The sequence below is a fragment of the Nitrosopumilus adriaticus genome (assembly GCF_000956175.1).
Lineage (GTDB): Archaea > Thermoproteota > Nitrososphaeria > Nitrososphaerales > Nitrosopumilaceae > Nitrosopumilus > Nitrosopumilus adriaticus.
In genome coordinates, this window is sequence record NZ_CP011070.1 from 248030 (window position 1) to 270704 (window position 22675).

Genomic DNA, 22675 nt, shown 5'->3' on the forward strand with positions numbered 1-22675 from the left:
TATAGAAATAATGACTGCTATTGGAGTTACAACATATTTGTTTTATCTTGATGAATCTATCTTAGCGTTAATCTCGATGGTTGTTTTTGGAAAATTAATTGTTTTTCATTTTGTAATGGAATACTTTGATAAACAAAATCTAAAAAAGATTCAAAATATTTCAAAAAATTGAATTTGTATTTTTTATAAATTTCTACAAATTAAAAGTATTCTTTAAAAATCATATTAAATTCATGATGTTTGAAGTTATTGAAAACTGTCATTTTAGCATAAAATAAATAAAATAAAAAAAATAAATCACACTAGTTTTTCTGTGTGATGGGATTAATCCAGGATTGGATTGTATTTTTATTCAATTCAGCAAATGCGTTTATGTTATCGTTGTATGTTTTGAAATTTTGTACAGTTGCATCAATTGTTGTTTTTACAAATTGATTGTTTACTGTATTTGCTTGAACAATTTGCTTGTTGGTATCAATAATTGCAGTTTTTGCAGCTTCTGGAATCTCAGTTGTGATGCCAGCTTTTTTAGCAAATTCTTGTTGTACAGATACTGATGCATTGATTGTTTTTTCACAAGTTTTCATACATTCTTCTTGCAATTGTGTCATAGCTTGAAAATACTGTGGAGTGATTTTTGAAATATTTTCAAAGTATTTTTGCACATTTTGCTTGTACATTGAATATACATTGTTTGATTGAGTTTGAGTACTCATACAATCATAATTCTGTACTGGTATATATACTATTGGTAATGATTGGTAATTAATGGTAATAATTGGTTATGAATTATGACTCAAGGGATTGAACAAATGTATCTATACTTTCAAAAGAATAAAACACAATTCATTCATAATTCTGTAATGGAAGTTGCTCAGAATGAATGCTACATCGAATTATCTAGTTTTGGTGATTTAGCAAGATATGCTTGCGCATTTCGAGAATATCCTAGAAGAGTATATTCTCAAGAACTAGACGATTTGAGAATTATTTCAAGCAGTTTTGCACTGGCAAATACTTTATTGATTTTTTATGCCCCTATGCCAAAAATTGGTAGATATGTTTCATATCAAGTAAAAGGCGATAAAGAAATTTGTGATATTGTAGAATCTACAAAAAATATCTCTCACTATGCCCCTATTGTTCATATGGAATCAGAAATTTCACCCCTTCCAGTAAAATCCAAAAAACTCTCAGATCAGTTTCATCCAATCCAAGTTAAAGATTTGGGAAGCTTAGCTCGATTGACATATGATCCAGAATACCCCGATGAATCTAATCTTACTCTCTATATACTTCATCAAAAAGACTCTTGGGTTATTGGATACATTACATCATTGGAAATGGATGAAGTTTTTTATAATTTCAATTATGTTAAATTAGATTTTGAACCTTCAAAACATTTTCTAAAATATCAGGGAAATCTAGGAAAAGATCCTGAATTTTCTAATACCATTGAACATGGGTTCTCATATTTACCAATAATTAAAATCAAAACCACTCCCTCGATTTTTGGATTTTAAAGTTAGTCTAATTATTGCCAGGTTATTAGTTCTTTAATTTTTTTCCTTGATTCTTCAACTAATCGTTTCATAACTGGGATGTAAATTTCAGATGCATATGCAATTTCAATGTCAATATGATTTTCAATATCTAAAAATGTAGATGCGATTATTTGATTTTGCCCAACTTTAGGCTCATTTTTTTCGTTTCTTTTATGATTGATTATTTCTAAAAATATCGGTAACTGTCTTTTTATTTCAATGTCTAATTCTTCCTTCATTCGAAGTTTTCCATTACTTAGATTAACTTTGATCTTTTGATTAATATCGTCTTTGTATCGGTCTGATGCTCTAATCATTATCTTAATTTCGGGAATTTTTTGTGATTTATTCTTAAAATCACATATTTTTTTTATAAAATTTGGATATGGATTTTCATGTTCTTGATTAAATTTTTGTGAAAACCACTCTGAGAATTTTATTGCATTTTTATCATTTTTCATTTTTGCTTTCTCACTAAATTTTTTTTGTGAGATTTTTCCAACAATAAATAGACCAAAATCTCTGTTTGCTTCATTGAAAATATCCTCATAAGTATTGTTTACTGAATCTACGTATTGATTAAAAAAATGATTTACATAAAATGGATCAGGATCATATTTTTTAATCTGTTTTAGATAAATTTCACAATTTTTTATTTTTTCTTCAATATTCATTGATCTTTGCCAGATTCAAGATTTAGATATTTAGATTGAGCTTTCAAACTTGTTGCTAATTCTTTGAAAATCTCATTAACACTTACATCTACTAAATTAATAGTTGCATTTTCCTTAACAATTTGTTTTTCAAATTTTTCTTTTATTGCAAAAGATACTGATGACCAATGTAAAATCCCTTTCAATTGCTCTTCAGCCGTGACATTTGTAGTGGGAAAATTTGCTGGTGAAAAGACTATCCCATTTGTCCATTGCATTGTAGGTATTCCTCCACCTGATGATCTTGTACTAAATGCTATTTGTTTTACCCAATCATCAAATTGATATTCAATTACCTCATGAATTATCAATTTTTTCCAAGGTTCTATTGATATTTCCATTTGATTATGTCTGCTGTCTTCCAATTATAATCTTATTTCTATCTATTTCATTTTTTTAAAACGTTATAGACAAATCACTAGATCAGAATTTTCTTGATTCTAATTGCTTATTTACTAGACATCAATCATTATTTTTTATAATGGATGAATGGGCTGACTATTTAATTTCTGAAGTCAGTTATGATTCTGAGCATTTGATCAACGTTGCATTACGGCATCAAGAAACAAAACAGGGAATTACTAAAGGAAAACCAGTAGATCGTTTAACTATTGCATCTGATATCAAGAATGGATTAATTTACATCACCATCTACAGTGGAAAAAATTCCTGGAAAAAAGGACATAAAATTCAAACATTTTCAATTGAAGGTACTCCATATCTTAGAATTGATGGAAATAAAGTAAAATTAGATTATCTTGGAGACATCCGAGAATTTCCAATTCCTAAATCTGAATTAACCGAAAAAGAGTCACTACCAGAACCAATCACTGAACCAGAACCCCCTTCCAGTCCAAGAGGTTCATTACCAAAAGATTCAACAGAAGAGCTTCCTCAAGAACTAGATCTTGCACCAGAACCAATCACTGAACCAGAACCCCCTTCCAGTCCAAGAGGTTCATTACCAAAAGATTCAACAGAAGAGCTTCCTCAAGAACTAGATCTTGCACCAGAACCAATCACTGAACCAGAACCCCCTTCCAGTCCAAGAGGTTCATTACCAAAGATTCAACAGAAGAGCTTCCTCAAGAACTAGATCTTGCACCAGAACCAATCACTGAACCAGAAGAGGAAGAAGCTACTCCTGAACAATTAGCTAGATTAGAGCAATTAGAAAAACAAATTGAAAAATTAGAGTCACTACCAGAACCAATCACTGAACCAGAACCCCCTTCCAGTCCAAGAGGTTCATTACCAAAAGATTCAACAGAAGAGCTTCCTCAAGAACTAGATCTTGCACCAGAACCAATCACTGAACCAGAAGTGGAAGAAGCTACTCCTGAACAATTATCTCAATTAAATGAATTACAACAACAAATTGAAGAGTTAGAAAATATTCTATCAACTAATGTTATATCTACAACTGAACCAGAAGTGGAAGAAGCTACTCCTGAACAATTATCTCAATTAAATGAATTACAACAACAAAATGAAGAGTTAGAAAATATTCTATCGTCTAAACTAAACCCCACTAAAGATAACCTTGTCAAATCAACTTCTAATGCAAAGAAATCCTCAAAATCAACTGATAAAAAAATTGAACAGAAAATTCTTAAAACTTTACAAAAGCAAAATCAAAAACTTGATGATATTGAGAATAAACTTCATAAATCGACTATTGAAAAAACTATAGAATCTAGTCAGATTGATGCATATTGTGTGAAATGTAAAACAAAAAGAATTATTGAGAATCCTGAAGAAACAACTATGAAAAATGGTAGGCCTGCAATTCGTGGTAAATGTTCAGTTTGTAAATGTAAAGTTTTTAGAATTGTTAAAAAGAAAAAATAATTTAATTACATCTTACCTGATTGCCTTGCTTGATTGAATTTTTTGATAGCTTCTTGGTATGCTGCAATTGAATCATCACCTGATGTAGAAAGAAATTTTTCCCATTGTTCATTAAATTTCTTAATTGATTCAATATTGGTCTCTTTGAAAATACCTTCAATCATCTTTGTTTGTTGCTTGATATATTGTGGTCCAATTTCTTCCCAAGTAGTCTCCCAACTTGAACTTACTTTTTTTAATAATTCTGCATCCGATTCTAATGCTTTTTGGCATGCATCATGATAAGTCATCAAAGTTTCACTGGTGGCTTTCTGCCATTGGGCTAGGGATTCTTTCCATCCATTTAATGCAGAATTATATTCCTTCCATGCTTTCTCAAATTCAGGCTTTTTTGATGTAGTAGATTTAACTTGTTTTTTTGGCTTGGATGCTGCTTTTTTAACTTGTTTCTTTTTAGCAACCGTTTTCTTTCGTGCAGCCATATCTTAGTTAAAAAAATAGTAGATGTTAAATCTTTCAAAAATCTTAGGATTTGAAAAAATTATTAAATTTTTCATTAAAACTTTGATGCTTTGGAAAATTTTGGCAGGTGTTTTTTATCTTTATTTTTAAATAATTCATAGTGTTCTTTACAAAGATTTCTTGTTTCTCTAAAACTTATACTAACTGTCTCAATTGCTTTAAATTTGCATTCTGAAATACTGCATTTCATTAGTTTGGAATACTTTCAATTAGTAATAAAACTTTGAAATTCTATTATTACCGGTGGTAACTTTTTATCAATGCAAAATGTCAAAAAAAACATGAATGATGATGAAAAAGGAAAGCGATTTTTAGAATTAATTGATGAGCAAAATAATCTTCAGTGGAGTACTATTGCAAAATTGTCTTCATTAATTAAATCAGAATGGAATTCCACTAAACTCCAAAACGAACTTGAAGAATTAGTAGAAGAGCATTCAAAGATTACTAAAGAACTTAACAGTCTTGATAAAAATAACAGTATTTTATAACGCCGAATCTACCATTAATGCAATAAATAATACTGCCAAATATGGGCTTGAAAATTTAAACAGCGTCCATGAAGCCTTTTCCATAGGTTTGGCTATGACCCAAACTGATAAACCAATCATTAATGCACCTGATGCAATTGCAGTCCATAGATATACACTACCTACCATTGCATCTCCACTTTCTGTACTAATAAAAAATGGCGCAATTGAAAATAAAACCATGACAACAGTAGATCCTGCAATTGCTCGTGCTGATGTTTTTTCAGATTGTACTGCTGTTAGCATTGGAACATTTACTTTGTTATAATCATCTTTGAAATGTAATGTTAAAGCCCATATGTGCATTGGAATCCAAATGAATACTAATCCTGCCATTGCAAGTCCCATTGTCCATAAATCTGACATGCTAACAGCTACCCAACCAATCATTGGAGGTGAACCGCCACACAGTCCTCCCAAAATTATGTTAGTTCTAGAATTTCGTTTTAGGGCATATGAATAAACTAGAATGTTATTTACTAATCCAAATGCAATGAATCCAGTTGCCCATAAGCCTTGTTCAAATGTGGTAGTGAATGAAATTCCAAATGCTAAAACTAATGATATTCCTGCTAATGCCAGTCCAAAATTTCTTGCTTTTTCAGCAGGATAGATTCTTTTTGATGGGAGAGGTCTTCCTTTTGTTCTTTCCATAATTGCATCAATATCCCTGTCATGATAGTTAGTCAATGTATTTGCAGCAGCTGATCCTGCAGCAACTGAAAATAGCATAAGTAACCAAGTGGCTGGAGAAATTTCAATATCATAAATGTTAGATGCTGTTAATGCTGCGCCAAATGCAGTAAAAACAAGCAAATACCAAATTTTTGGTTTTGTTAATTCATAATAAACTGCAACTCTGGATTCAGACTTTTGCTTTTGCAATATTAGTCACTACCCTTTGATGGCATATATGGCATTGCTTTCATACGTGATTTCATCTCAATAAAGGATTCTGAAGACTGAATTCCTTCAATTCTACCAATACGTTCTGAGACCATTTTATGCATCTGATCCAATGATTTTGAATACATGGTTACCAAAATATCAAATCTTCCAGTGACTTCTGCTACTTCTCTTACTCCATCAATTTTGAATAATTCATCAATTATGTGATCTCGTTTTTTTGTATCCATATTTATTCCAGTTAATGCTTTAACATTATACCCAAGTTGGGCATCATTAACATCAATTGTAAATCGCTCAATTAATTTTCTTTTCACTAATCTTTTGATTCTTGAATATACTACTGATGAATTGACATTAATTTTCTTTGATAATCGAGGAACTGAAATTGATGCATCATTAGATAATTCTGATAAGATTTGTAAATCTAAGTCGTCTACTTTTACCGTTTAAAACACCTGAGTCGATCTAGATTTCTGGTTCTTATAAAGTTATTATTGTAAAAATTACAAAAAATTATCTAAATCTTGCCTTTTTTGTATAGCATCTCTGCAAGTAATACTGCACCTTTTGCTGAACCCATTTTTTTGTTGTGAGAAAATAACATGTATTTGAGACCATTGTCAAATAGTTCTTCTTTCTCAACTCTTCCTATTGTTGTAGTCATTCCATCACCAACAGTTCTTTCCATTCTAGGTTGAGGTCTTGTAGGATCTTCATGGAATGCATAGAAATCTTTTGGAGCAGAGGGTAGACCTAATACAGAAATGTCTTTGTTACATTGATTGTAAGTTTCTTTTGCCTTTGCTGGATCAATTTCCTTTGTAGTTTCAACAAAAACTGATTCAGTGTGTCCATCTATTACTGGAACTCTAGTACAAGTACAACTTATTCTGATATCTGCTTCTTCAATTTTTCCATCTATTAATTTCCCTAAAATTTTCCTTGTTTCCTGTCTTACTTTCCCTTCTTCTTTTGGAATGTATGGAATAATGTTGTCTGTTATTCCCATAGCAGATACGCCTGATTTTCCACCACCAGAAATGGCTTGCATAGATGTCATCATGACTTTCTTTGCACCATATTTTTCAAGTAATGGCTTTAGCGTAATTGCCAAACCTGTTGTCGTACAGTTTGGAAGAGGTGCTACCCAACCTTTCCAGTTTCTATTCTTTTTTTGAATTTCAAGTAGTTCGGTTTGATCGTCATTTATTCCTGGAATTAGAATTGGAACATCATTTTCATACCTATATGCAGAACTAGTTGAGATTACAGGTAAATCAGCTGCCATTTTAGTCTCAATATCTCTGGCAGCTTGAGATTCAACTGCAGAAAATACTAAATCTAATTGTGATACATCTAATTCATCAATTGCTTTTACTGTCATTTCTTTGATATATTCTGGGATTTCTCCTCCAACATCCCATGCAACAATTCCATTTGCATCCTTTATTGCATCTAGGTATTTCTTACCTGCAGAGCGCTCAGATGCTGCAATTTGAGTCACCTCAAACCATGGATGATTATTTAATGATTGTACAAATTCTTGACCAACTGCTCCTGTAACACCAATTATTGCAACGCGTTTTTTAGTCATGATGTGATAATTGTCTTCTTTCAATTAATAATCGTTTTCTGAATTACCACAACATACTAAATCGGCTAATTCTATTTGGAACTGTGAAAATAAGAACAAAATCTTCCATTTTAAGACATATTCCCGTGATACATGGAGGTAGAAATCCTTTAAAAAATTCAGATTCACAAATATTGGATTTTAGTTCAAATATCAATCCTCTAGGAATCCCTGATTCTGTTAAAAAAATACTCAAAAAAAATATTGATAATGTTGCAAACTATCCTGATCCATATTCATCTGAATTAATTTCTAGCCTAAAAAAATACACAAATTTGGACCAATCTAATTTACTGGTTGGGAATGGGGCAATTGAAATAATCTATAATTTCTGTTTTGCATTTTTATCAGCAAAAAAAACTTTGATTCCTATACCTATTTTCCAAGAGTACGAAACAGCTGCAAAATTAAACAATGCTAAACTATCATATTTTAAAACACTAAATTTATCTGAAAATATTGATTCATTTATTTTACAAATACCAAAAAATGGCTGTGTCTTTATTTGTAATCCTAACAATCCGACAGGAACACTCTTGACACAAAAATCTTTACTGAAAATAATTCAAAGGGCACAAAAACTTTCTTCTTTAGTATTTGTTGATGAATGTTTCATTGAACTAGTTCCTGAATCAGATGAATCTGTTATTTCATATGTCAAAAAATATGAAAATCTTTTTGTTTTACGTTCTTTAACTAAATCATTTGGATTTCCCGGATTAAGAATTGGATATGGAGCAGGATCAAAACAAATGATTGAAATATTATTGAAAATAAAAATTCCTTGGAGTGTTAATTCATTAGCACAAGATGCAGCAAAAATTTCCCTTCAAAATAAATCCCATTTAACAAAATCAAAATTAGTTATTAAAAAAGAATTTAACTACTTAAAAAATAAAATCAATAAACTAGATGGTTTTGAATGTCATGATTCATCTACAAATTTTATTTTAATCAAAACAAATTACAATTCCACACAATTACAAAAAAAATTACTTGAAAATAAAATTCTAATTCGTGATTGTAAAAATTTTCGAGGATTAAATAACCATTATTTTCGCATTGCTGTAAAATCTCATAAAGATAACCTAAAACTAGTAAAAGCTTTGGAGAGTATTGCATGAAATCATTAATGATTCAAGGAACCTCTTCTGGTGCTGGAAAAACAACACTTGTTGCTGCACTTTGTAGAATTTTTTCAGACAAAGGATTCAGTGTTGCACCATTCAAATCACAAAATATGTCTAATTTTGCATATATCACGCCCACATTTGAAATATCTCGTGCTCAAGCTATTCAGGCAATTGCTGCTAGGTGTGAAATTTCCCCAGATTTGAATCCTATTTTGCTCAAGCCTTTGGGAAATTACAATAGCCTTGTATATCTAAATGGGAAACGCTTCAAAAAAATGCATGCCAAAGATTATTATGAAAAATTTGTAAATGCTGAAGGAATTAAAATTGCAACAAAATCCTTGAAATCTTTGCAGAAAAAATTTGATTTAGTAATTCTTGAAGGAGCAGGATCCCCTGCTGAAATCAATTTACAAAAATTTGATATTGCAAATATGAGAATTGCTCAAAAAGCAGATGCTTCAGTATTACTTGTTTCTGATATTGACAAAGGTGGTTCTTTTGCAAGTCTTGTGGGAACAATGGCTCTAATTGATAAAAAATATCGACAACTTGTAAAAGGTTTCATTTTTAACAAATTTAGAGGAGACATAAACGTGCTAAAACCAGGATTTAAAAAACTCAAAAACCTCACAAAGATTCCTGTTGTTGGAACTATTCCATTAATTACTCTGGATTTACCTGAAGAGGATTCTCTAAATGCAAAACCCAAAAATATTGCATGGACTAGGAAAAATCTTTCAAAAATTGATATTGAATTAGATAGATTGGCAAAAATTGTCAAATCAAACATGGATATTAAATCAATTGAGAAGATGATACAATGATTCTTGAATCTATTTTAATTATTGGTATTGCAATCTTTCTTGATTTATTATTTGGAGATCCTAAAAATAAATATCACCCTACTGCTTGGATTGGAAGATTTATTGCAATCTTAACTCCAATTGCAAAAAATCAAAATACTATAATTGAAAAGGCTGGAGGAATTTTGATCATTACTATTACATCCATTATCGTAATTTCATTACTTTTTATTTTGAATCTTGGAATATCTATAATAACATTTGATGTTATTTCTATAGTTGTATCTGTGATTGTTGGTGGATTATTACTAAAAACAACAATTGCAATTAGAGGAATGGAAAGACATGCAAAGAGTGTCCTTGAATCACTTGATGAAGATAATCTAGAGAAAGCAAGAACAAATCTATCTATGATTGTTAAGAGAAATACTAAGAATTTAGATAAAAATCATGTAATTTCAGGCGTGCTTGAGAGTATTAGTGAAAATACTGTTGATGGAATTACGGGTCCTTTGTTTTATTTTTCAATTTTTGGCTTGCCTGGAGCATTTGTGTATAGAGTTGTCAATACTGCAGATTCAATGATTGGCTACAAGACACACCTCTTCAAAAATGTAGGATGGTTTACTGCAACCTGTGATACTGTTTTAAACTACATTCCATCCCGTCTAACTGGATTAGTTATGATAATTTCTGCTGCTATACTCCAAAACAATTGGAAGGAATCATACAAAATAATGATTCGTGATGGTAAAAAAACTGAAAGTCCAAATGCCGGATATCCTATGGCAGCACTTGCAGGAGCTTTAGAAACAAAATTTGAAAAGATCAATCATTACAAGTTGGGTGATGGAGAAATTGTACTAACAAAAGAACATGTATTTTCTGCAATAACTATGATGAAACTTACTGCAATTCTTTTCTTTGGAATTGTTACAATACCAATTATTACTGTACTATCATTTATTGGATGGTGGGTTAATGCTTAAAGAAATTGGATCTGTTTTTTCATTTTTGACAATATTTCCTTCTTCAAATAGTACAATAGAAAATATTGCAAAATTCATGTATCTTTTTCCTATTGTAGGAATTGCAATTGGTCTTTTAGTTGGTTCTTTGGGTTTTGGCCTATCTTTCTTTTTAGATCCATTACTAGTTAGCTTGTTAGTAGTAGCTTCAATTGCTATTGTAACTGGAATTCATCATGCAGATGGATTAGCTGATTTTGCTGATGGACTAATGGTCAAAGGAAGTAAAGATAAAAAACTCAAAGCAATGAAAGATATTTCTACTGGTTCAGCTGGAATTGTTGGTATTGTTTTGTACCTAATCGGTTTGGTTATTACAATTTCTCTTACTACTGGATTTGATTTGTTTAAAGCGATTTTGATAAGTGAAATTTTAGCAAAATTCTCGATGGTGTTGATGGCAAGTCTAGGAAATTCTGCATCTTTAGGCTCAAATTCTTCTTTTGTGCAAATAATGAAAGATAAGAAAAAACTTACTGCTGCATTCATAATCATGCTTATTCCTGTCATTGTAATAGGAGAAACTGCTGGACTAGTGATGCTTGGAGTGACTGTAACTCTAACTATTTTTCTTTTAGGAATATCAACTCGTAGTTTTGGTGGAATAACTGGTGACGTGCTTGGTGCAACAAACGAACTTACAAGATTGGCTTCATTAATGGTGTTTGTATCTATATGATTGGTATTGTTATGGCAGGCGGCAAGGGAACTCGTATGGATTTAGATGGCGAGAAACTTTTACTCAAATACAAAAAGCCAATAATCCTGCATGTAGTTGATTCATTAAAAAATTCAAATTTATTTTCAAAAATTTTAGTCATTACTAGTACAAATTCACCTAAAACAAAAAAATTACTAGAAGAAAATGATATTGAAATTTTTGACACTACTGGAATTGGTTATGTTGAAGATCTAAATTTAGTTCTAAAATCTTTAGATGATATAGTTTTGGTAACATCTGGTGATTTACCGTTACTGGATGATGATATTATTCAAAAAATCGTAAAACAGTATGAGTCTGATAAAATATGGACTAGTATTCTTGTAACTAAAAATTTTTTATCTTCACTTGGACTTGAATCTGATTACCCGCTGAATTTTGATAATCAAGTATGTCACTATACTGGAATCTCTTTAGTGAATTCAAATAGAATTACATCATTGGGAAATTTAGAAGAGAATTATGTCATTATAGATGATAAAAGAATCGCATTTAATCTAAATTCAAAACAAGATTATGATTTACTCAGCACTGCCTGAGACTTTGCCATTTATTTTGGCTTTAGAACCTGTTGCTTCTGCTAAAGCATTTCCACAGGAATTACATGCAACTTGTGTTGATGCATGAGAATAAACTACCTGTAATTCACCACATTCATCACAGTTGACTTTTTGGAATTTACTTGATGGTTTTGGAATTTCAATATGATCTTTCTTCATGCTGCTACCAACTCAAATTTCTTAATTCTAACGCCTTTTTTATTGTATTTCTTTTTACAAACAGTACATGTCATAATGGGAGTAACTTTCTTTGTAACTTTGGCTGGTTTTGCTAATTTTGGGAATTTTTGTCCACCATACCCCTGTTTACGCTCTGCGTGTCGACGTTCACCGGCAGCAGAACCTCGTCTTTTTCCAGCCTTGTAAATGGAGACCTTTTGTTCGGTATGTGTTTTACATTTTGCACAATACTTTCTGATCACCTTAGGTATGTTCATATCAAAAAAACCTCTTCATCCGTAATTTAAGCATTGAATCTATAATAGGCGCCAAAACCAATTAACATCTGTGACTTCGAGCCTAGCAACTTCGATCTCCTCATTGAATTCAGTAGCAATGGGTGACAAAAAAGCCGATCTCATTTTAAAAAATTGCAATTTACTGTCAGTCTATACCAGAGAAACTCTTCCAAAGATACAGATTGCAATAATTCATGATAGAATTGCATATGTTGGTCCTGATGCTTCTCATACCCAAGGTCCCAAAACAACTGTAATAGATGTAAAAAACAAATACGTTTCTCCGGGGTTTGCAGATCCTCATTTACATATTGATCAATTCGTATTACCATCTGAATTTGTAAAACAGGCACTTCTTTGTGGTGTCACTTCTTTATTTTCTGATCCGATTGACATCGTTAGTGTTGCAGGATACAAAGGTTTTCAAGAATTTCTGAAACTTGGTGAAGACTTGCCGGTAAGAATTTTTCAAGTTGTACCAGGAGGTTTACCTGTTGATGCAAAATTTAGTAACAGTAATTCACTTACATTATCGCAGGAAAAATCTGCAGTAAAACATCCACATGTTCTTGGTTTGGGTGAAGTTTTTTCATGGACCAAAGTAACTCTTCGTGAACCCAAAACAATGAAATCTATTTCATCTATGTTAGAGCTTGATTGCATAATTAATGGTCATACAGCTGGTGCAAGTGAAAAAAAACTTAATGCATACGTTTCTTCTGGCATACTATCATGTCATGAACCAATCAATTTTGATCAAGTATTAGAAAGATTACGTCTTGGAATGTGGATTATGATAAGAGAGGGCTCCATAAGACGAGATCTTAAGGAAATAATTCCACATGTTTTGTCTCATGGAACCTATCTCAATCGTTTAATGTTCTGCTCTGATGGCCTTGATCCACTTGATATTACAAAATTTGGTCATATTGATCATTGTGTTAGAGAATCTATCAAACTTGGCCTCAAACCAATTGATGCAATTACAATGGCATCGAAAAATAATTTTGATTATTACAACATGGGCAAAGATCTGGGAGGAATAGCACCTGGAAAATTAGCCGATATTCTAATCTTTGATGATCTAAAATCAATAAAGCCAAACAAAGTCTTTGTGGGAGGAAAATTAGTAGTAGATAATGGAAAAATTGTAATCCCTATCAAGAAAAAAGCAATATCTCCATGGTTCAAAAAAACTGTTAAACTAAAAAAATTCTCAAAAAATGATTTTGCCATAAAATCAAAAAAGAAAGATGTACTTGCAAATACCATATCTATGCAAACAGAAATCATTACCAAATTAGGTTCTGTAGAACTTCAGTCTAAGGAAGGTCAAATTTCAGCATCTTTAGATTCTGATGTATGGAAAGTTGCAGCCTTTGATCGAATCCATGGTACAAATCAGCATTCTATTGGATTTCTTGAAAATTTTGGAGCTGATATAGGTGCATTTGCTTCTACTTGGAGTTTTCATGAAAATGATATGATTGTAATTGGATCTGATGATTCTGACATGGCTCTTGCTTCAAATCATATCATAAAGAATCAAGGTGGACTAGTTGTAGTAAAATCAGGCAAAATACTAGCATCCTTGCCCTTGCAATTTGCAGGAATAGTATCTACAGATTCATTTGAAAAAGTTTCATCAAATTTTGAAAAAATCAATAATACTATTGTCGATTTGGGGTGTAAATTTGCTAGACCTCATTTAATTCCATTATTCTTACCTTTCTTGGCTTTACCTTCTGTTAGAATTCTCTCAGGAGGAATTGTTGATGTGAAAAAACGAAGTTACATTCAACCGATCAACTAAGTAATGTTAAAAAGGGGGATTCAGGGGATTGAAGCTGAATCTAAATGGCATCAATTCAACAAGGACCAAATGGACCTGTTTTAGTTCTCAAAGAAAGTGCACTACAGCAAAAAGGTAAAGACGCACAGCAGAATAACATTGCAGCAGCAAAATTGGTTGCAGAATTAGTAAAAAGCAGCCTTGGACCTAGAGGCCTTGATAAAATGTTGGTTGATTCCTTAGGTGATGTTACTATTACAAATGATGGGGCAACCATCCTTAAAGAAATTGATGTTCAACATCCAGCAGCAAAAATGATTGTTGAAATTTCTAAAACTGTTGATAATGAGGTTGGAGATGGTACAACATCTTCAGTAGTTTTTGGAGGTGCACTATTGGCACGCGCGGAAGATCTTCTCAAAAAAGATGTTCATTCATCAACCATTGTAGATGGTTTCCAAGCAGCAGCTGACAAAACTCTTGAAATTTACTCTCAATTAGCAAAAAAAGTTCTACCTGATGATAGAGAATCTCTTATGAAAATTGCAACAACAAGTATGCAATCAAAATTAATCTCTGAAGACAGCGGTATTCTATCAAAAATTGTAGTTGACGCAATTCTCAGCATTGCTACTAAGAAAGGTGATGTTTATTCTGTCGATCTTGAAAATATTAAGGTTGAAAAGAAATCAGGTGGTTCTATTCAAGATACACAAATTGTAAAAGGAATTGTTTTAGACAAAGAAATTGTTCATAGTGGAATGCCTACAAAAATCGAAAATGCACATATTGCATTAATTAATTCTGCATTAGAAATTGAAAAAACTGAAATGAGTTCTGAAATTAGAATTACAGACCCAACTCAAATGCAGATGTTCTTAGAAGAAGAAAATAGAATGATAAAATCTATGGTTGATAAATTACATGATGTTGGTGCTAACGTTTTGATTTGTCAAAAAGGAATTGATGATATTGCACAACATTACCTTGCAAAATATGGAATTATGGCAGTTCGTCGTGTTAAAGAAAGTGACATGATTAAATTATCTAAAGCAACAGGTGGTAGAGTAATTAGTAATCTTGATGATCTTTCAGAAAATGATTTAGGTTCTGCAAAATTAGCTCATCAAAAGAAAGTTGAATCTGATAAATGGGTATTCATTGAGGGTTGCAAGCATCCGCAATCTGTTACTATGTTGATTCGTGGTGGCTCTCAAAGAGTTATTGATGAAGTTGATCGCTCAATTCATGATTCTTTAATGGTTGTAAAAGATGTAGTACAAAAACCTGAAATCGTTGCAGGCGGTGGTGCTCCTGAAGCATATGCTGCATCATTACTAAAAGACTGGGCAGATAATTTTGATGGAAAAGAGCAACTTGCAATTAAAAAATATGCAGAAGCTTTGGAGGTAATCCCATTAACTATTGCTGAAAATGCAGGAATGGATCCTATTGACACTATGGCTAATCTACGTGCAAAACAAAATCAAGGTCGTAAATGGACTGGAATTGATGCTAGAAATACACAGATTGCAGATATGATGGCAATTAATGTTATAGAGCCAATTGCAGTTAAAGAGCAAATAATCAAATCAGCAACTGAGGCAGCATGTATGATTCTAAGAATTGATGATGTAATCGCTACATCTGGTGCCCCCGGTGGCGGAATGTAATAGATGCATAATTTAGTTAAAACTAAAACCTTCCAATCTTCATAAATTACTAATGTACAAACTTGGTGTAGATTTAGGTGGAACTAAAACTGAAGTAATTTTACTTGATGAGAATCTTAACGTTTTAGAAAGAAAAAGAGTTCAAACACCAAAAAATGATTATGAGCAAATAGTTGGCAATATTTCATCTTTAGTTTCAGAACTAACTGAAAATATTTCTGATTTTTCTATTGGTGTTTGTACACCCGGTGCAATCTCTAATAAAACTGGATTAATCAAAAACAGTAATACTCATTGCTTGATTGGTAAACCAATAAAAAAAGATCTAGAAAATAAAATTGGAAAAAAATTTCTATTGAAAACGATGCTAATTGTTTTGCTATGGCAGAAGCAAAGATGGGGGCTGCAATGAATTTCGGATTAGTTTTTGGTGTAATTATGGGTACAGGAGTAGGCGGCGGTATTGTAATTGATAAAAAACTCCATTCTGGTAGAACCAATATTGCAGGGGAATGGGGGCATCACATCTTACACCGTAATGGGAATTTGTGTTATTGTGGAAAAAATGGATGTGTTGAGACTTACATCAGTGGGCCTTCATTAGAAAAAGAATGGGCAAAACAAACTGGTAAATCAATGTCTATGATTGAGATTATATCTGAAATTGATAATGAAATTGGCAAGAAATGGAAAGAAGAGTTTCTAGAAAACTTTGGATATGCTCTTGCAAATGTAATTGATATTTTAGATCCTGATGCAATTGTTCTGGGTGGTGGATTATCAAATATTGATTTTTTATACACCGAGGGAAAAAAATCAGTTTATGATAAAGTATTTTCAGATTTAGTTGATACGCCGATTTTGAAAAATAAATTAGGCGATTCTGCAGGTGTATATGGTGCAGCTCTTTTAACTTAATCTTTTGGACATCCGTCTATTTTTTGGATATAGTATCCATTAGTCATAATTTCAATTTCCATATCTTCTGGAACTGACTGTGTGTGACAAAACCTGCATTCTTCTGTAGTTACCTTTGCAGTTTCTTCCCCGATTCCGTTTAACCACTCTTTTGCAAATGAAATTGCTTTTTCTGTATCGCTAGTATCTGTAACTACATCAAAATGCATTGTATGACCATCTTTAGCTTTTACATATGTGTCAAAAACATGAAAATCCATATCAATTAAAAATTTTAGGAATATTTATTTTTAATTTTTATTATTTTATCTACTATCTCGATAACATCTGCATCTAACTCCGTACTAATCAAAATCAATCCTGCCCCACCAATAGGAATTGTTATACGAAATATTTTCTCATATTTTGCTAATGCAAAAATTGGCTTACCAATTTTTTCTGATGTTTTCTTTCGTGTAGACCATCGATAAACTGCTTGAGATAATGACAATTCAGTTTCTTCTCTTGATAAATGACTTTGTAATCCTTCTTTCATTTTATCATAGAGTTCACCGTAATCATAAACGCCTACATATCTGATCTTTTTATCACATTCTAAAATATAATCACAAATTTTTTCATATTCCAAAATTATCCCTACTGTGGTTCAATTGTTGCAGGAGGTTTGCTTGAAATTGTATATGTTACCCAAGTAACATCTTCTATTTCATTTGTTATTCTATTACTCATCTTTTCTAACAGACCATGTGGTAGTCTAGTCCAATCAGCTGTCATTGCATCAATTGAATCAACAACCCTAATCATCACGATATTGCCATATCTGCGCTCATCGCCCACAACTCCTACTGCCCTATCGTCACCTACAGCAGCATATGCTTGCCAAACTTTATCATACAAATTTGCCTCTAGTAATTCATCCTCAACAATTCTGCTGGCTACTTTTGCAATCTTTAGCTTAGTTGGATTAACTTCTCCAATAATTCTAACAGCTAGTCCTGGTCCTGGGAATGGATGTCTCATGAAAAGTTTTTCTGGAACTTGAAGGATTTTTGCAATCTTTCTTACTTCATCTTTGTACAATTCTCTTAATGGCTCTAAAATTTCTAAATTGAGCCAATCTGGTAATCCACCTACATTATGATGAGATTTTATTACTGCTGCAGGCCCTTTTGAAACTCCACTTTCAATAACATCTGGATATAATGTTCCTTGAGCTAGCCATTTGAAAGGACCGTTTTTCTCAGCAAATTCAGTAAAAACATGAATGAATTCTTCTCCTACGATCATTCTTTTCTTTTCTGGATCTTCTACTCCCTTTAGTTTTCCAAGAAATTGTTCTGCAGCATCAATTGAAGTGAAATCAACTTGGAAATTATCTTTGAACATTTCCTCAATCTCTTTTTCTTCATTTAATCGTAATAACCCGTTATTTACAAAAACACACTTTAGTCTATCACCTATTGCTTTGTGAATTAATAGTGCAACTACCGTTGAATCTATCCCACCGCTTACTCCACATAATACATTTCCTTCAATTTTAGAAATTTTCTCTACTGCTGAATCTATGAATCCCTCCATAGTCCAATCTTGTTTTGCTCCACAAACTTTTAAAACAAAATTCTTAAGAATTTCAGTTCCTTGCTCTGTATGTACTACTTCAGGATGAAATTGAATTCCGTAAATAGATTGATCCTCTGATGCAATAGCAGCAGCTTTTGCACCTTCAGTATGTCCAATTACCTGAAATCCAGGTGGAATTTGTTCTGCTTCATCCCCGTGACTCATCCATGCTCTAACTGATTCTCCAATTCCATTTAGAAGATCTTTATCATTATCTATTGTGAGTAACGATGAACCGTATTCTTTATTTGCTCTTTTTACTTTGCCACCGTACTTATTTACAATTAATTGATGACCATAACAAATTCCAAGAAGCGGTAAATTCATTTCAAATATTTTATTTTCAGGAACTGGAGCATCTGAACTATAAACACTTGATGGGCCCCCTGAGAAAATTATTCCTTTTGGATTGAGTTTCTGCAATTCCTCATAAGTAATGTCGAAAGGTACAAGTTCCGCATAAACTGAAAACTCTCTAATTCTTCTGCAAATCAAATGGCTGTACTGTGAGCCAAAATCTAAAACTACAATTTTATCCATGTTATCACTTTTTGATATTTTCAAGCATTCTAGTTAATGACCATCCTGCTGTGTTGATTAACTCGTTGACTCTTTCTTTTTGTCTGTAGTTTTTAATTATAATTTCTCGAATATCTGTTCCATTCTTGTTGATTATGTAATCAATAACTGATTCCTTTTGGATTTTCCCGTTTTCTGCTTCTTGAAAATCCTTCTTCTTCATTTCTCCAATTATTCTATCTAAAAAGAATGATTTGAATGGTGGAGTATCTGCATTTATCTCAATTTCATTGTCTAAAACTATGGATAGTTGTTCTGGTGTTACAAATGCATTGGCAATTATTTTGCCATCATTAACTCTTTTAATTGGAATTGAATTTTCTACAGGTTTTTCAATTTTTTTAGGTTCAGGTTGAATTTCAACATCTTTTCTAATTTCTAACTGAGAGGCTTTTGTAAAACTAGAATCCTTAAGGAATGAATCTAAAACTGTGATGTTTTTTTCTAGCATTTCAATGGATTCTTGATGTTTATCAATTTGCTCGATCAAACTTTCTTTCAAAGCAGCAATTCCCTTTACCTGCTCTGCTGAAAATTTCATAATTTGATTAATGAGGGATGGGTATTAAATGCATTCTAGGTAATTATAATATCAAGTTCTTTGTATGATATTTTTTTAAATCCTTGAATTGACTTTGATGTGGTAAATAATTCTGATTTTGTAAAAGTTGATAACCATTCTAAAAGATTTTCTCCTCTTTTTAATTTCTGTAGTTTTGTTTTCCTTTCTGTTTTCTTTGTATTAGAAAATTTACCAATTTTATTCCCAAAATCCATTCCAAATAAAATGATTTTTCTTGCATTAAAATAATTAGCTAGGAAAACTCCTCTATCCCCATCAGTAAATCCTCCAAAATTTTGAATTTTACTAAAAGGTTTTGATTGTGTTGTGCCAATACAATTTTTAAATTTTTTTACAAGCTCTAATTTTTTAATATTGTCACCATGTGCATGTACAACAAAAATAGATTTTGTTTTTGCAATTTTTTCCATAGTTGCTTCATCTCCATCTAAATCCGTAATTATGATGTCTGGAATTATTCCATTTTCTACAAGTGGTTTTAGTGCACTATCAGCAGCAATTTTTATTGATTTTCCGTATTTTTTTAATCTTGGAATTGAAGTTGATAATGAGGGGCCCGAACCAATAACAAAAACAGTATTTCCTTCAATTAATCGAATAATTTTTTCAATGGTATTTGATTTTTTTAAAAGAGAGTTTAACACAATTGCTGATTCTGAATCTTTTTTTTCTGAATAATTAAATTCCTTTAAAATATCAGAGTATCTCTTTTTCCAACCTAAAAGCATCATATGACTCAAATTGCATTAGATTTGATAAACCATGTGGCAAAAATTGCAAATGTAGGCGTAGGTGGAAAAAACCCTGTACGTATTATGGGGATTTTGAACACAAGTCCTGAATCTTTTTACAAAAAATCTATCTATACAAGTACAATTCAGATCAAAAACTCAATAAAAGATATGGAAAATTATGGTGCTGATTTTATTGATGTCGGCGGAATGTCTACTGCACCCTATCTATCTACAATAATATCTGAAAAAACTGAATCCAAAAGAATTCTTTCTGCAATTAAAATAATTCAGAATGTCTCTAATCTTCCAATCTCTGTTGATACCTGTAGAGCTATTGTCGCAAAAGATGCTTTGGAGCATGGGGTTGAAATAATTAATGATATTTCAGGATTAAAGTATGATGAAGAAATGCGAAAAGTGGTATCAGAGTTTTCTCCATCACTAATTTTATGTGCATATGATTCTAAAACAGTTTCAGGTAATCCTGTGCCAACAACAAAAAAACTTTTTAGAGAAAGCTTGAAAATTGCCAAAGATTCTCATGTTTCATCAGAGAAAATTGTATTAGATCCTGCTATTGGATTTTTTAGAAAAACAGGAAAAGGGCCATTTTTTACCAAAATTAAATCTGATTGGGTAAAAAGGGATCTAGCAATTATTCAAAACTTGAAATCTATAAAACAAAATTTCCCTATTTTAATTTCAGTATCTAACAAATCTTTTCTGGGGAATATTTTACAAAAAGAAAATCCCGCTGATCGATTATTTGGATCTATTGCAGCAGAGGCAATCTCTGTAATTAATGGGGCAGACATTATTCGTACTCATAATGTCCAGGCAACCAGAGATGCAATAACTATAGCATCAAAATTATCAAAACAACACAAAGGCTTATAATCAATATTCAACTTTCTTAACAAGGTTTCATTGGAATTCAAAGAAGGATTAACTTTTGACGACGTTCTTCTTGTACCCAAATATTCAGATATTACAAGTAGAAGTCAAACCGATCTAAGTACAAAATTATCTCGAAATATCACAATAAACATTCCATTTGTGAGTGCAAATATGGATACTGTAACAGAGTCGTCTATGGCTGTAGCCATGGCTCGTGCTGGGGGTATCGGTATTATTCACAGATTTTTGACTATAGAAGAACAAGCACATGAAGTTCTAAAAGTAAAGCGTTCAGGAAGTATAATGATAGAAAACCCATATTCTATTACTTCTGACAAGTCAGTTCAAGATGCTCTTGACTATGCAAATGATATGGAAATTTCTGGTCTTTTAGTAGTTGACTCGAATTCAAAACTAATTGGAATAGTAACTGAGAGGGATCTATTATTTGCTGATCCTAAACTTCGAATTGAAGATATTATGACTAAGGATGTCGTAACTGCAAAATTTGGAGTTTCCCTAGATGAATCTAAAGAAATTTTGCATCAACATAGAATTGAAAAATTACCTATAGTTGATGATTCAGGAATTATCAAAGGACTGATTACAAGTAAGGATATTACAAATAATGCAGATTTTCCAAATGCTTCAAAAGATAAGAAAGGTCGCCCATTAGTTGGAGCAGCAGTTGGTGTAAAAGGTGACTTTTTAGAACGAAGTGAGTCTCTCTTAGAAGCAGGTGCTGATGTACTTGTTGTAGACATTGCACATGGTCATAGTGAAAATGCAATGAGTACAATTCGTAATATCAAAAAAGCATTTCCAAATTGTGAACTAATTGCAGGAAACATTGCAACTGCTCAAGGTGCTGAAGATTTGATTAAAGCAGGTGTTGATGCTGTAAAGGTTGGTGTTGGCTCTGGCTCAATTTGTATTACTAGAGTAATTACGGGTTCAGGTGTTCCACAATTAACTGCAGTAATGGATTGTGCAAAAATTGGAAAGGAATATGGAATTCCAATAATTTCTGATGGTGGTACAAGAACTTCTGGTGATGCAACTAAAGCATTAGCTTCTGGTGCTTCATCTGTAATGGTTGGCAGTATGCTAGGCGGAACTGATGAATCTCCTGGAACTGTCTTGACTAAAAATGGGAAACGCTTCAAAGTTTATCGTGGAATGGCTTCTTTAGCTGCATCAATTGGCAGAAAATCAAAAGAAACAGGCTCAATATCACTTGATGATGATCTAAATGATTATGTTGCAGAAGGGGTTGAAGCCATGGTTCCTTACAAAGGTACAGTTACTGATATTCTAAAACAACTAACTGGTGGAGTTCGTTCTGGTTTGAGTTACTGTGGTGCACATTCAATTCCACAAATGCAAGAAAATGCAGAATTTATCAAAATGTCAAGAGCTGGGTTTGCAGAAAGCCAGCCTCATGATGTTTCTTTGATGTAGATAATTTTTT

28 protein-coding genes and 2 pseudogenes are annotated in these 22675 nt (G+C 32.1%); 15 read left to right on the top strand and 15 right to left on the bottom strand.

The genetic code is table 11. The features are described from left to right. Positions 1-10 precede the first annotated feature (10 nt). Positions 11-172: a hypothetical protein gene (locus NADRNF5_RS01425; protein WP_237089305.1), complete on the top strand. Its 162-nt coding sequence runs from the start codon at positions 11-13 to the stop codon at positions 170-172. Positions 173-302: 130 nt separating this feature from the next. On the opposite strand, the gene NADRNF5_RS01430 is transcribed toward NADRNF5_RS01425, so the two are convergent. Further along, positions 303-716: a hypothetical protein gene (locus tag NADRNF5_RS01430; RefSeq protein WP_048114936.1), complete on the bottom strand. Its 414-nt coding sequence runs from the start codon at positions 714-716 to the stop codon at positions 303-305. A gap of 75 nt (positions 717-791) precedes the next feature. Between NADRNF5_RS01430 and NADRNF5_RS01435 the strand changes: the two genes are divergently transcribed. After that, positions 792-1523, top strand: coding sequence for a hypothetical protein (locus NADRNF5_RS01435; protein WP_237089306.1), 732 nt, complete (start codon positions 792-794; stop codon positions 1521-1523). 11 nt (positions 1524-1534) lie between these two features. Here NADRNF5_RS01435 and NADRNF5_RS01440 read toward each other — a convergent pair whose 3' ends face one another. Beyond that, entirely contained in the window at positions 1535-2218 is a 684-nt protein-coding gene (locus NADRNF5_RS01440; RefSeq protein WP_048114937.1) for a hypothetical protein, read from the bottom strand. After that, the gene (locus tag NADRNF5_RS01445) at positions 2215-2598 is read right to left on the bottom strand and encodes a hypothetical protein (RefSeq protein ID WP_048118733.1); all 384 of its coding nucleotides are present in this window, start codon (positions 2596-2598) and stop codon (positions 2215-2217) included. The genes NADRNF5_RS01440 and NADRNF5_RS01445 overlap by 4 nt, the downstream gene beginning before the upstream one ends. Before the next feature lie 140 nt (positions 2599-2738). On the opposite strand from NADRNF5_RS01445, the gene NADRNF5_RS01450 reads away from it, so the two are divergent. Both NADRNF5_RS01450 and NADRNF5_RS10810 read left to right on the top strand, forming a co-directional pair. Further along, positions 2739-3353, top strand: coding sequence for a hypothetical protein (locus tag NADRNF5_RS01450; RefSeq protein ID WP_192828337.1), 615 nt, complete (start codon positions 2739-2741; stop codon positions 3351-3353). Positions 3354-3580: 227 nt separating this feature from the next. Beyond that, positions 3581-4108 carry a DUF5679 domain-containing protein gene (locus tag NADRNF5_RS10810; protein WP_082051958.1) on the top strand — a complete coding sequence of 176 codons (528 nt, stop codon included), beginning with the start codon at positions 3581-3583 and terminating at the stop codon, positions 4106-4108. Positions 4109-4113: 5 nt separating this feature from the next. Here NADRNF5_RS10810 and NADRNF5_RS01460 read toward each other — a convergent pair whose 3' ends face one another. Continuing rightward, on the bottom strand, positions 4114-4590 hold the full coding sequence (locus NADRNF5_RS01460; protein ID WP_048114938.1) for a hypothetical protein: 477 nt from the start codon (positions 4588-4590) through the stop codon (positions 4114-4116). 321 nt (positions 4591-4911) lie between these two features. Between NADRNF5_RS01460 and NADRNF5_RS01465 the strand changes: the two genes are divergently transcribed. Continuing rightward, positions 4912-5121, top strand: coding sequence for a hypothetical protein (locus NADRNF5_RS01465; RefSeq protein ID WP_048118739.1), 210 nt, complete (start codon positions 4912-4914; stop codon positions 5119-5121). Here NADRNF5_RS01465 and cyoE read toward each other — a convergent pair. The 4 genes and pseudogenes from cyoE to asd all read right to left on the bottom strand — a co-directional run bounded on the left by cyoE (position 5116) and on the right by asd (position 7663). Further along, positions 5116-6045: a heme o synthase gene (gene cyoE, locus NADRNF5_RS01470; RefSeq protein ID WP_048114939.1), complete on the bottom strand. Its 930-nt coding sequence runs from the start codon at positions 6043-6045 to the stop codon at positions 5116-5118. The genes NADRNF5_RS01465 and cyoE overlap by 6 nt on opposite strands. Positions 6046-6047: 2 nt before the next feature. Beyond that, positions 6048-6383 carry an Lrp/AsnC family transcriptional regulator gene (locus tag NADRNF5_RS10815; RefSeq protein WP_371504160.1) on the bottom strand — a complete coding sequence of 112 codons (336 nt, stop codon included), beginning with the start codon at positions 6381-6383 and terminating at the stop codon, positions 6048-6050. Between the two features lie 39 nt (positions 6384-6422). Continuing rightward, positions 6423-6485: pseudogene (locus tag NADRNF5_RS11870) on the bottom strand (Lrp/AsnC family transcriptional regulator); the annotation flags it as partial. Positions 6486-6586: 101 nt separating this feature from the next. Next, a complete protein-coding gene (gene asd, locus NADRNF5_RS01480; protein ID WP_048118743.1) occupies positions 6587-7663 on the bottom strand; it encodes an aspartate-semialdehyde dehydrogenase in 1077 nt (358 codons plus the stop codon). Positions 7664-7746: 83 nt separating this feature from the next. Here asd and NADRNF5_RS01485 point away from each other — a divergent pair, with 83 nt between their 5' ends. Genes NADRNF5_RS01485 through NADRNF5_RS01505 form a run of 5 tightly spaced genes read left to right on the top strand, consistent with a single transcriptional unit; the run spans position 7747 to position 11929 of the window. After that, positions 7747-8826 (top strand): pyridoxal phosphate-dependent aminotransferase, encoded by a 1080-nt coding sequence (locus NADRNF5_RS01485; protein ID WP_048114941.1) that lies wholly within the window; start codon positions 7747-7749, stop codon positions 8824-8826. Next, the gene (locus NADRNF5_RS01490) at positions 8823-9662 is read left to right on the top strand and encodes a cobyric acid synthase (RefSeq protein ID WP_048114943.1); all 840 of its coding nucleotides are present in this window, start codon (positions 8823-8825) and stop codon (positions 9660-9662) included. The genes NADRNF5_RS01485 and NADRNF5_RS01490 overlap by 4 nt, the downstream gene beginning before the upstream one ends. Next, the gene (locus NADRNF5_RS01495; RefSeq protein ID WP_048114945.1) at positions 9659-10630 is read left to right on the top strand and encodes a cobalamin biosynthesis protein; all 972 of its coding nucleotides are present in this window, start codon (positions 9659-9661) and stop codon (positions 10628-10630) included. Before NADRNF5_RS01490 ends, NADRNF5_RS01495 begins: the two co-directional genes overlap by 4 nt. Further along, complete coding sequence (gene cobS, locus NADRNF5_RS01500; RefSeq protein ID WP_048114946.1) at positions 10623-11348, top strand: adenosylcobinamide-GDP ribazoletransferase; 726 nt, start codon at positions 10623-10625, stop codon at positions 11346-11348. Before NADRNF5_RS01495 ends, cobS begins: the two co-directional genes overlap by 8 nt. Continuing rightward, entirely contained in the window at positions 11345-11929 is a 585-nt protein-coding gene (locus NADRNF5_RS01505) for an NTP transferase domain-containing protein (protein WP_048114947.1), read from the top strand. The genes cobS and NADRNF5_RS01505 overlap by 4 nt, the downstream gene beginning before the upstream one ends. Here the strand turns inward: NADRNF5_RS01505 and NADRNF5_RS01510 are convergent. Beyond that, positions 11912-12109, bottom strand: coding sequence for a 30S ribosomal protein S27e (locus tag NADRNF5_RS01510; protein WP_048114948.1), 198 nt, complete (start codon positions 12107-12109; stop codon positions 11912-11914). The two genes, NADRNF5_RS01505 and NADRNF5_RS01510, sit on opposite strands and share 18 nt — an antisense overlap. Next, positions 12106-12387, bottom strand: a complete 282-nt coding sequence (locus tag NADRNF5_RS01515; RefSeq protein WP_048114950.1) for a 50S ribosomal protein L44e — start codon at positions 12385-12387, stop codon at positions 12106-12108. Before NADRNF5_RS01515 ends, NADRNF5_RS01510 begins: the two co-directional genes overlap by 4 nt. Positions 12388-12505: 118 nt before the next feature. On the opposite strand from NADRNF5_RS01515, the gene NADRNF5_RS01520 reads away from it, so the two are divergent. The 3 genes and pseudogenes from NADRNF5_RS01520 to NADRNF5_RS01530 all read left to right on the top strand — a co-directional run bounded on the left by NADRNF5_RS01520 (position 12506) and on the right by NADRNF5_RS01530 (position 16791). Beyond that, a complete protein-coding gene (locus NADRNF5_RS01520) occupies positions 12506-14221 on the top strand; it encodes an adenine deaminase (protein WP_048114952.1) in 1716 nt (571 codons plus the stop codon). 44 nt (positions 14222-14265) lie between these two features. Further along, on the top strand, positions 14266-15873 hold the full coding sequence (gene thsB / locus NADRNF5_RS01525) for a thermosome subunit beta (RefSeq protein ID WP_048114954.1): 1608 nt from the start codon (positions 14266-14268) through the stop codon (positions 15871-15873). 52 nt (positions 15874-15925) lie between these two features. Continuing rightward, a pseudogene (locus NADRNF5_RS01530) lies at positions 15926-16791 on the top strand (ROK family protein). Here the strand turns inward: NADRNF5_RS01530 and NADRNF5_RS01535 are convergent. From NADRNF5_RS01535 to NADRNF5_RS01555, 5 genes are read right to left on the bottom strand one after another with little or no spacing between them, the layout of a single operon-like run. After that, positions 16788-17051, bottom strand: a complete 264-nt coding sequence (locus tag NADRNF5_RS01535) for a DUF2024 family protein (RefSeq protein ID WP_048114956.1) — start codon at positions 17049-17051, stop codon at positions 16788-16790. The pseudogene NADRNF5_RS01530 and the gene NADRNF5_RS01535 sit on opposite strands and share 4 nt — an antisense overlap. 14 nt (positions 17052-17065) lie before the next feature. Beyond that, positions 17066-17419 carry a hypothetical protein gene (locus NADRNF5_RS01540; RefSeq protein ID WP_192828338.1) on the bottom strand — a complete coding sequence of 118 codons (354 nt, stop codon included), beginning with the start codon at positions 17417-17419 and terminating at the stop codon, positions 17066-17068. A gap of 8 nt (positions 17420-17427) precedes the next feature. Further along, complete coding sequence (gene guaA / locus NADRNF5_RS01545; RefSeq protein WP_048118745.1) at positions 17428-18951, bottom strand: glutamine-hydrolyzing GMP synthase; 1524 nt, start codon at positions 18949-18951, stop codon at positions 17428-17430. Between the two features lie 4 nt (positions 18952-18955). Continuing rightward, entirely contained in the window at positions 18956-19531 is a 576-nt protein-coding gene (locus NADRNF5_RS01550) for a hypothetical protein (RefSeq protein WP_048114960.1), read from the bottom strand. Between the two features lie 35 nt (positions 19532-19566). Further along, a complete protein-coding gene (locus NADRNF5_RS01555) occupies positions 19567-20304 on the bottom strand; it encodes a 6-hydroxymethylpterin diphosphokinase MptE-like protein (RefSeq protein ID WP_048114962.1) in 738 nt (245 codons plus the stop codon). A 33-nt stretch (positions 20305-20337) separates the two neighbouring features. Here NADRNF5_RS01555 and folP point away from each other — a divergent pair, with 33 nt between their 5' ends. Both folP and guaB read left to right on the top strand, forming a co-directional pair. Then, positions 20338-21204 (top strand): dihydropteroate synthase, encoded by an 867-nt coding sequence (gene folP / locus NADRNF5_RS01560; RefSeq protein ID WP_048118749.1) that lies wholly within the window; start codon positions 20338-20340, stop codon positions 21202-21204. A 30-nt stretch (positions 21205-21234) separates the two neighbouring features. Then, complete coding sequence (gene guaB, locus NADRNF5_RS01565) at positions 21235-22665, top strand: IMP dehydrogenase (protein ID WP_048114964.1); 1431 nt, start codon at positions 21235-21237, stop codon at positions 22663-22665. The last annotated feature ends 10 nt before the right edge of the window (positions 22666-22675 follow it).

Excerpts from the sequence above, each read along its gene's own strand:
- NADRNF5_RS01435 (WP_237089306.1), top strand. The coding sequence starts at position 792 with ATGACTCAAGGGATTGAACAAATGTATCTATACTTTCAAAAGAATAAA.
- NADRNF5_RS01495 (WP_048114945.1), top strand. The coding sequence starts at position 9,659 with ATGATTCTTGAATCTATTTTAATTATTGGTATTGCAATCTTTCTTGAT.
- NADRNF5_RS01430 (WP_048114936.1), bottom strand. The coding sequence starts at position 716 with ATGAGTACTCAAACTCAATCAAACAATGTATATTCAATGTACAAGCAA.
- NADRNF5_RS01445 (WP_048118733.1), bottom strand. The coding sequence starts at position 2,598 with ATGGAAATATCAATAGAACCTTGGAAAAAATTGATAATTCATGAGGTA.
- guaA (WP_048118745.1), bottom strand. The coding sequence starts at position 18,951 with ATGGATAAAATTGTAGTTTTAGATTTTGGCTCACAGTACAGCCATTTG.
- NADRNF5_RS01440 (WP_048114937.1), bottom strand. The coding sequence starts at position 2,218 with ATGAATATTGAAGAAAAAATAAAAAATTGTGAAATTTATCTAAAACAG.
- NADRNF5_RS01535 (WP_048114956.1), bottom strand. The coding sequence starts at position 17,051 with ATGGATTTTCATGTTTTTGACACATATGTAAAAGCTAAAGATGGTCAT.
- NADRNF5_RS01490 (WP_048114943.1), top strand. The coding sequence starts at position 8,823 with ATGAAATCATTAATGATTCAAGGAACCTCTTCTGGTGCTGGAAAAACA.
- NADRNF5_RS01520 (WP_048114952.1), top strand. The coding sequence starts at position 12,506 with ATGGGTGACAAAAAAGCCGATCTCATTTTAAAAAATTGCAATTTACTG.
- NADRNF5_RS01555 (WP_048114962.1), bottom strand. The coding sequence starts at position 20,304 with ATGATGCTTTTAGGTTGGAAAAAGAGATACTCTGATATTTTAAAGGAA.
- NADRNF5_RS01450 (WP_192828337.1), top strand. The coding sequence starts at position 2,739 with ATGGATGAATGGGCTGACTATTTAATTTCTGAAGTCAGTTATGATTCT.
- NADRNF5_RS01550 (WP_048114960.1), bottom strand. The coding sequence starts at position 19,531 with ATGAAATTTTCAGCAGAGCAGGTAAAGGGAATTGCTGCTTTGAAAGAA.
- NADRNF5_RS01460 (WP_048114938.1), bottom strand. The coding sequence starts at position 4,590 with ATGGCTGCACGAAAGAAAACGGTTGCTAAAAAGAAACAAGTTAAAAAA.
- thsB (WP_048114954.1), top strand. The coding sequence starts at position 14,266 with ATGGCATCAATTCAACAAGGACCAAATGGACCTGTTTTAGTTCTCAAA.
- NADRNF5_RS01510 (WP_048114948.1), bottom strand. The coding sequence starts at position 12,109 with ATGAAGAAAGATCATATTGAAATTCCAAAACCATCAAGTAAATTCCAA.
- NADRNF5_RS01425 (WP_237089305.1), top strand. The coding sequence starts at position 11 with ATGACTGCTATTGGAGTTACAACATATTTGTTTTATCTTGATGAATCT.
- cobS (WP_048114946.1), top strand. The coding sequence starts at position 10,623 with ATGCTTAAAGAAATTGGATCTGTTTTTTCATTTTTGACAATATTTCCT.
- asd (WP_048118743.1), bottom strand. The coding sequence starts at position 7,663 with ATGACTAAAAAACGCGTTGCAATAATTGGTGTTACAGGAGCAGTTGGT.
- NADRNF5_RS01515 (WP_048114950.1), bottom strand. The coding sequence starts at position 12,387 with ATGAACATACCTAAGGTGATCAGAAAGTATTGTGCAAAATGTAAAACA.
- NADRNF5_RS01465 (WP_048118739.1), top strand. The coding sequence starts at position 4,912 with ATGAATGATGATGAAAAAGGAAAGCGATTTTTAGAATTAATTGATGAG.
- NADRNF5_RS01505 (WP_048114947.1), top strand. The coding sequence starts at position 11,345 with ATGATTGGTATTGTTATGGCAGGCGGCAAGGGAACTCGTATGGATTTA.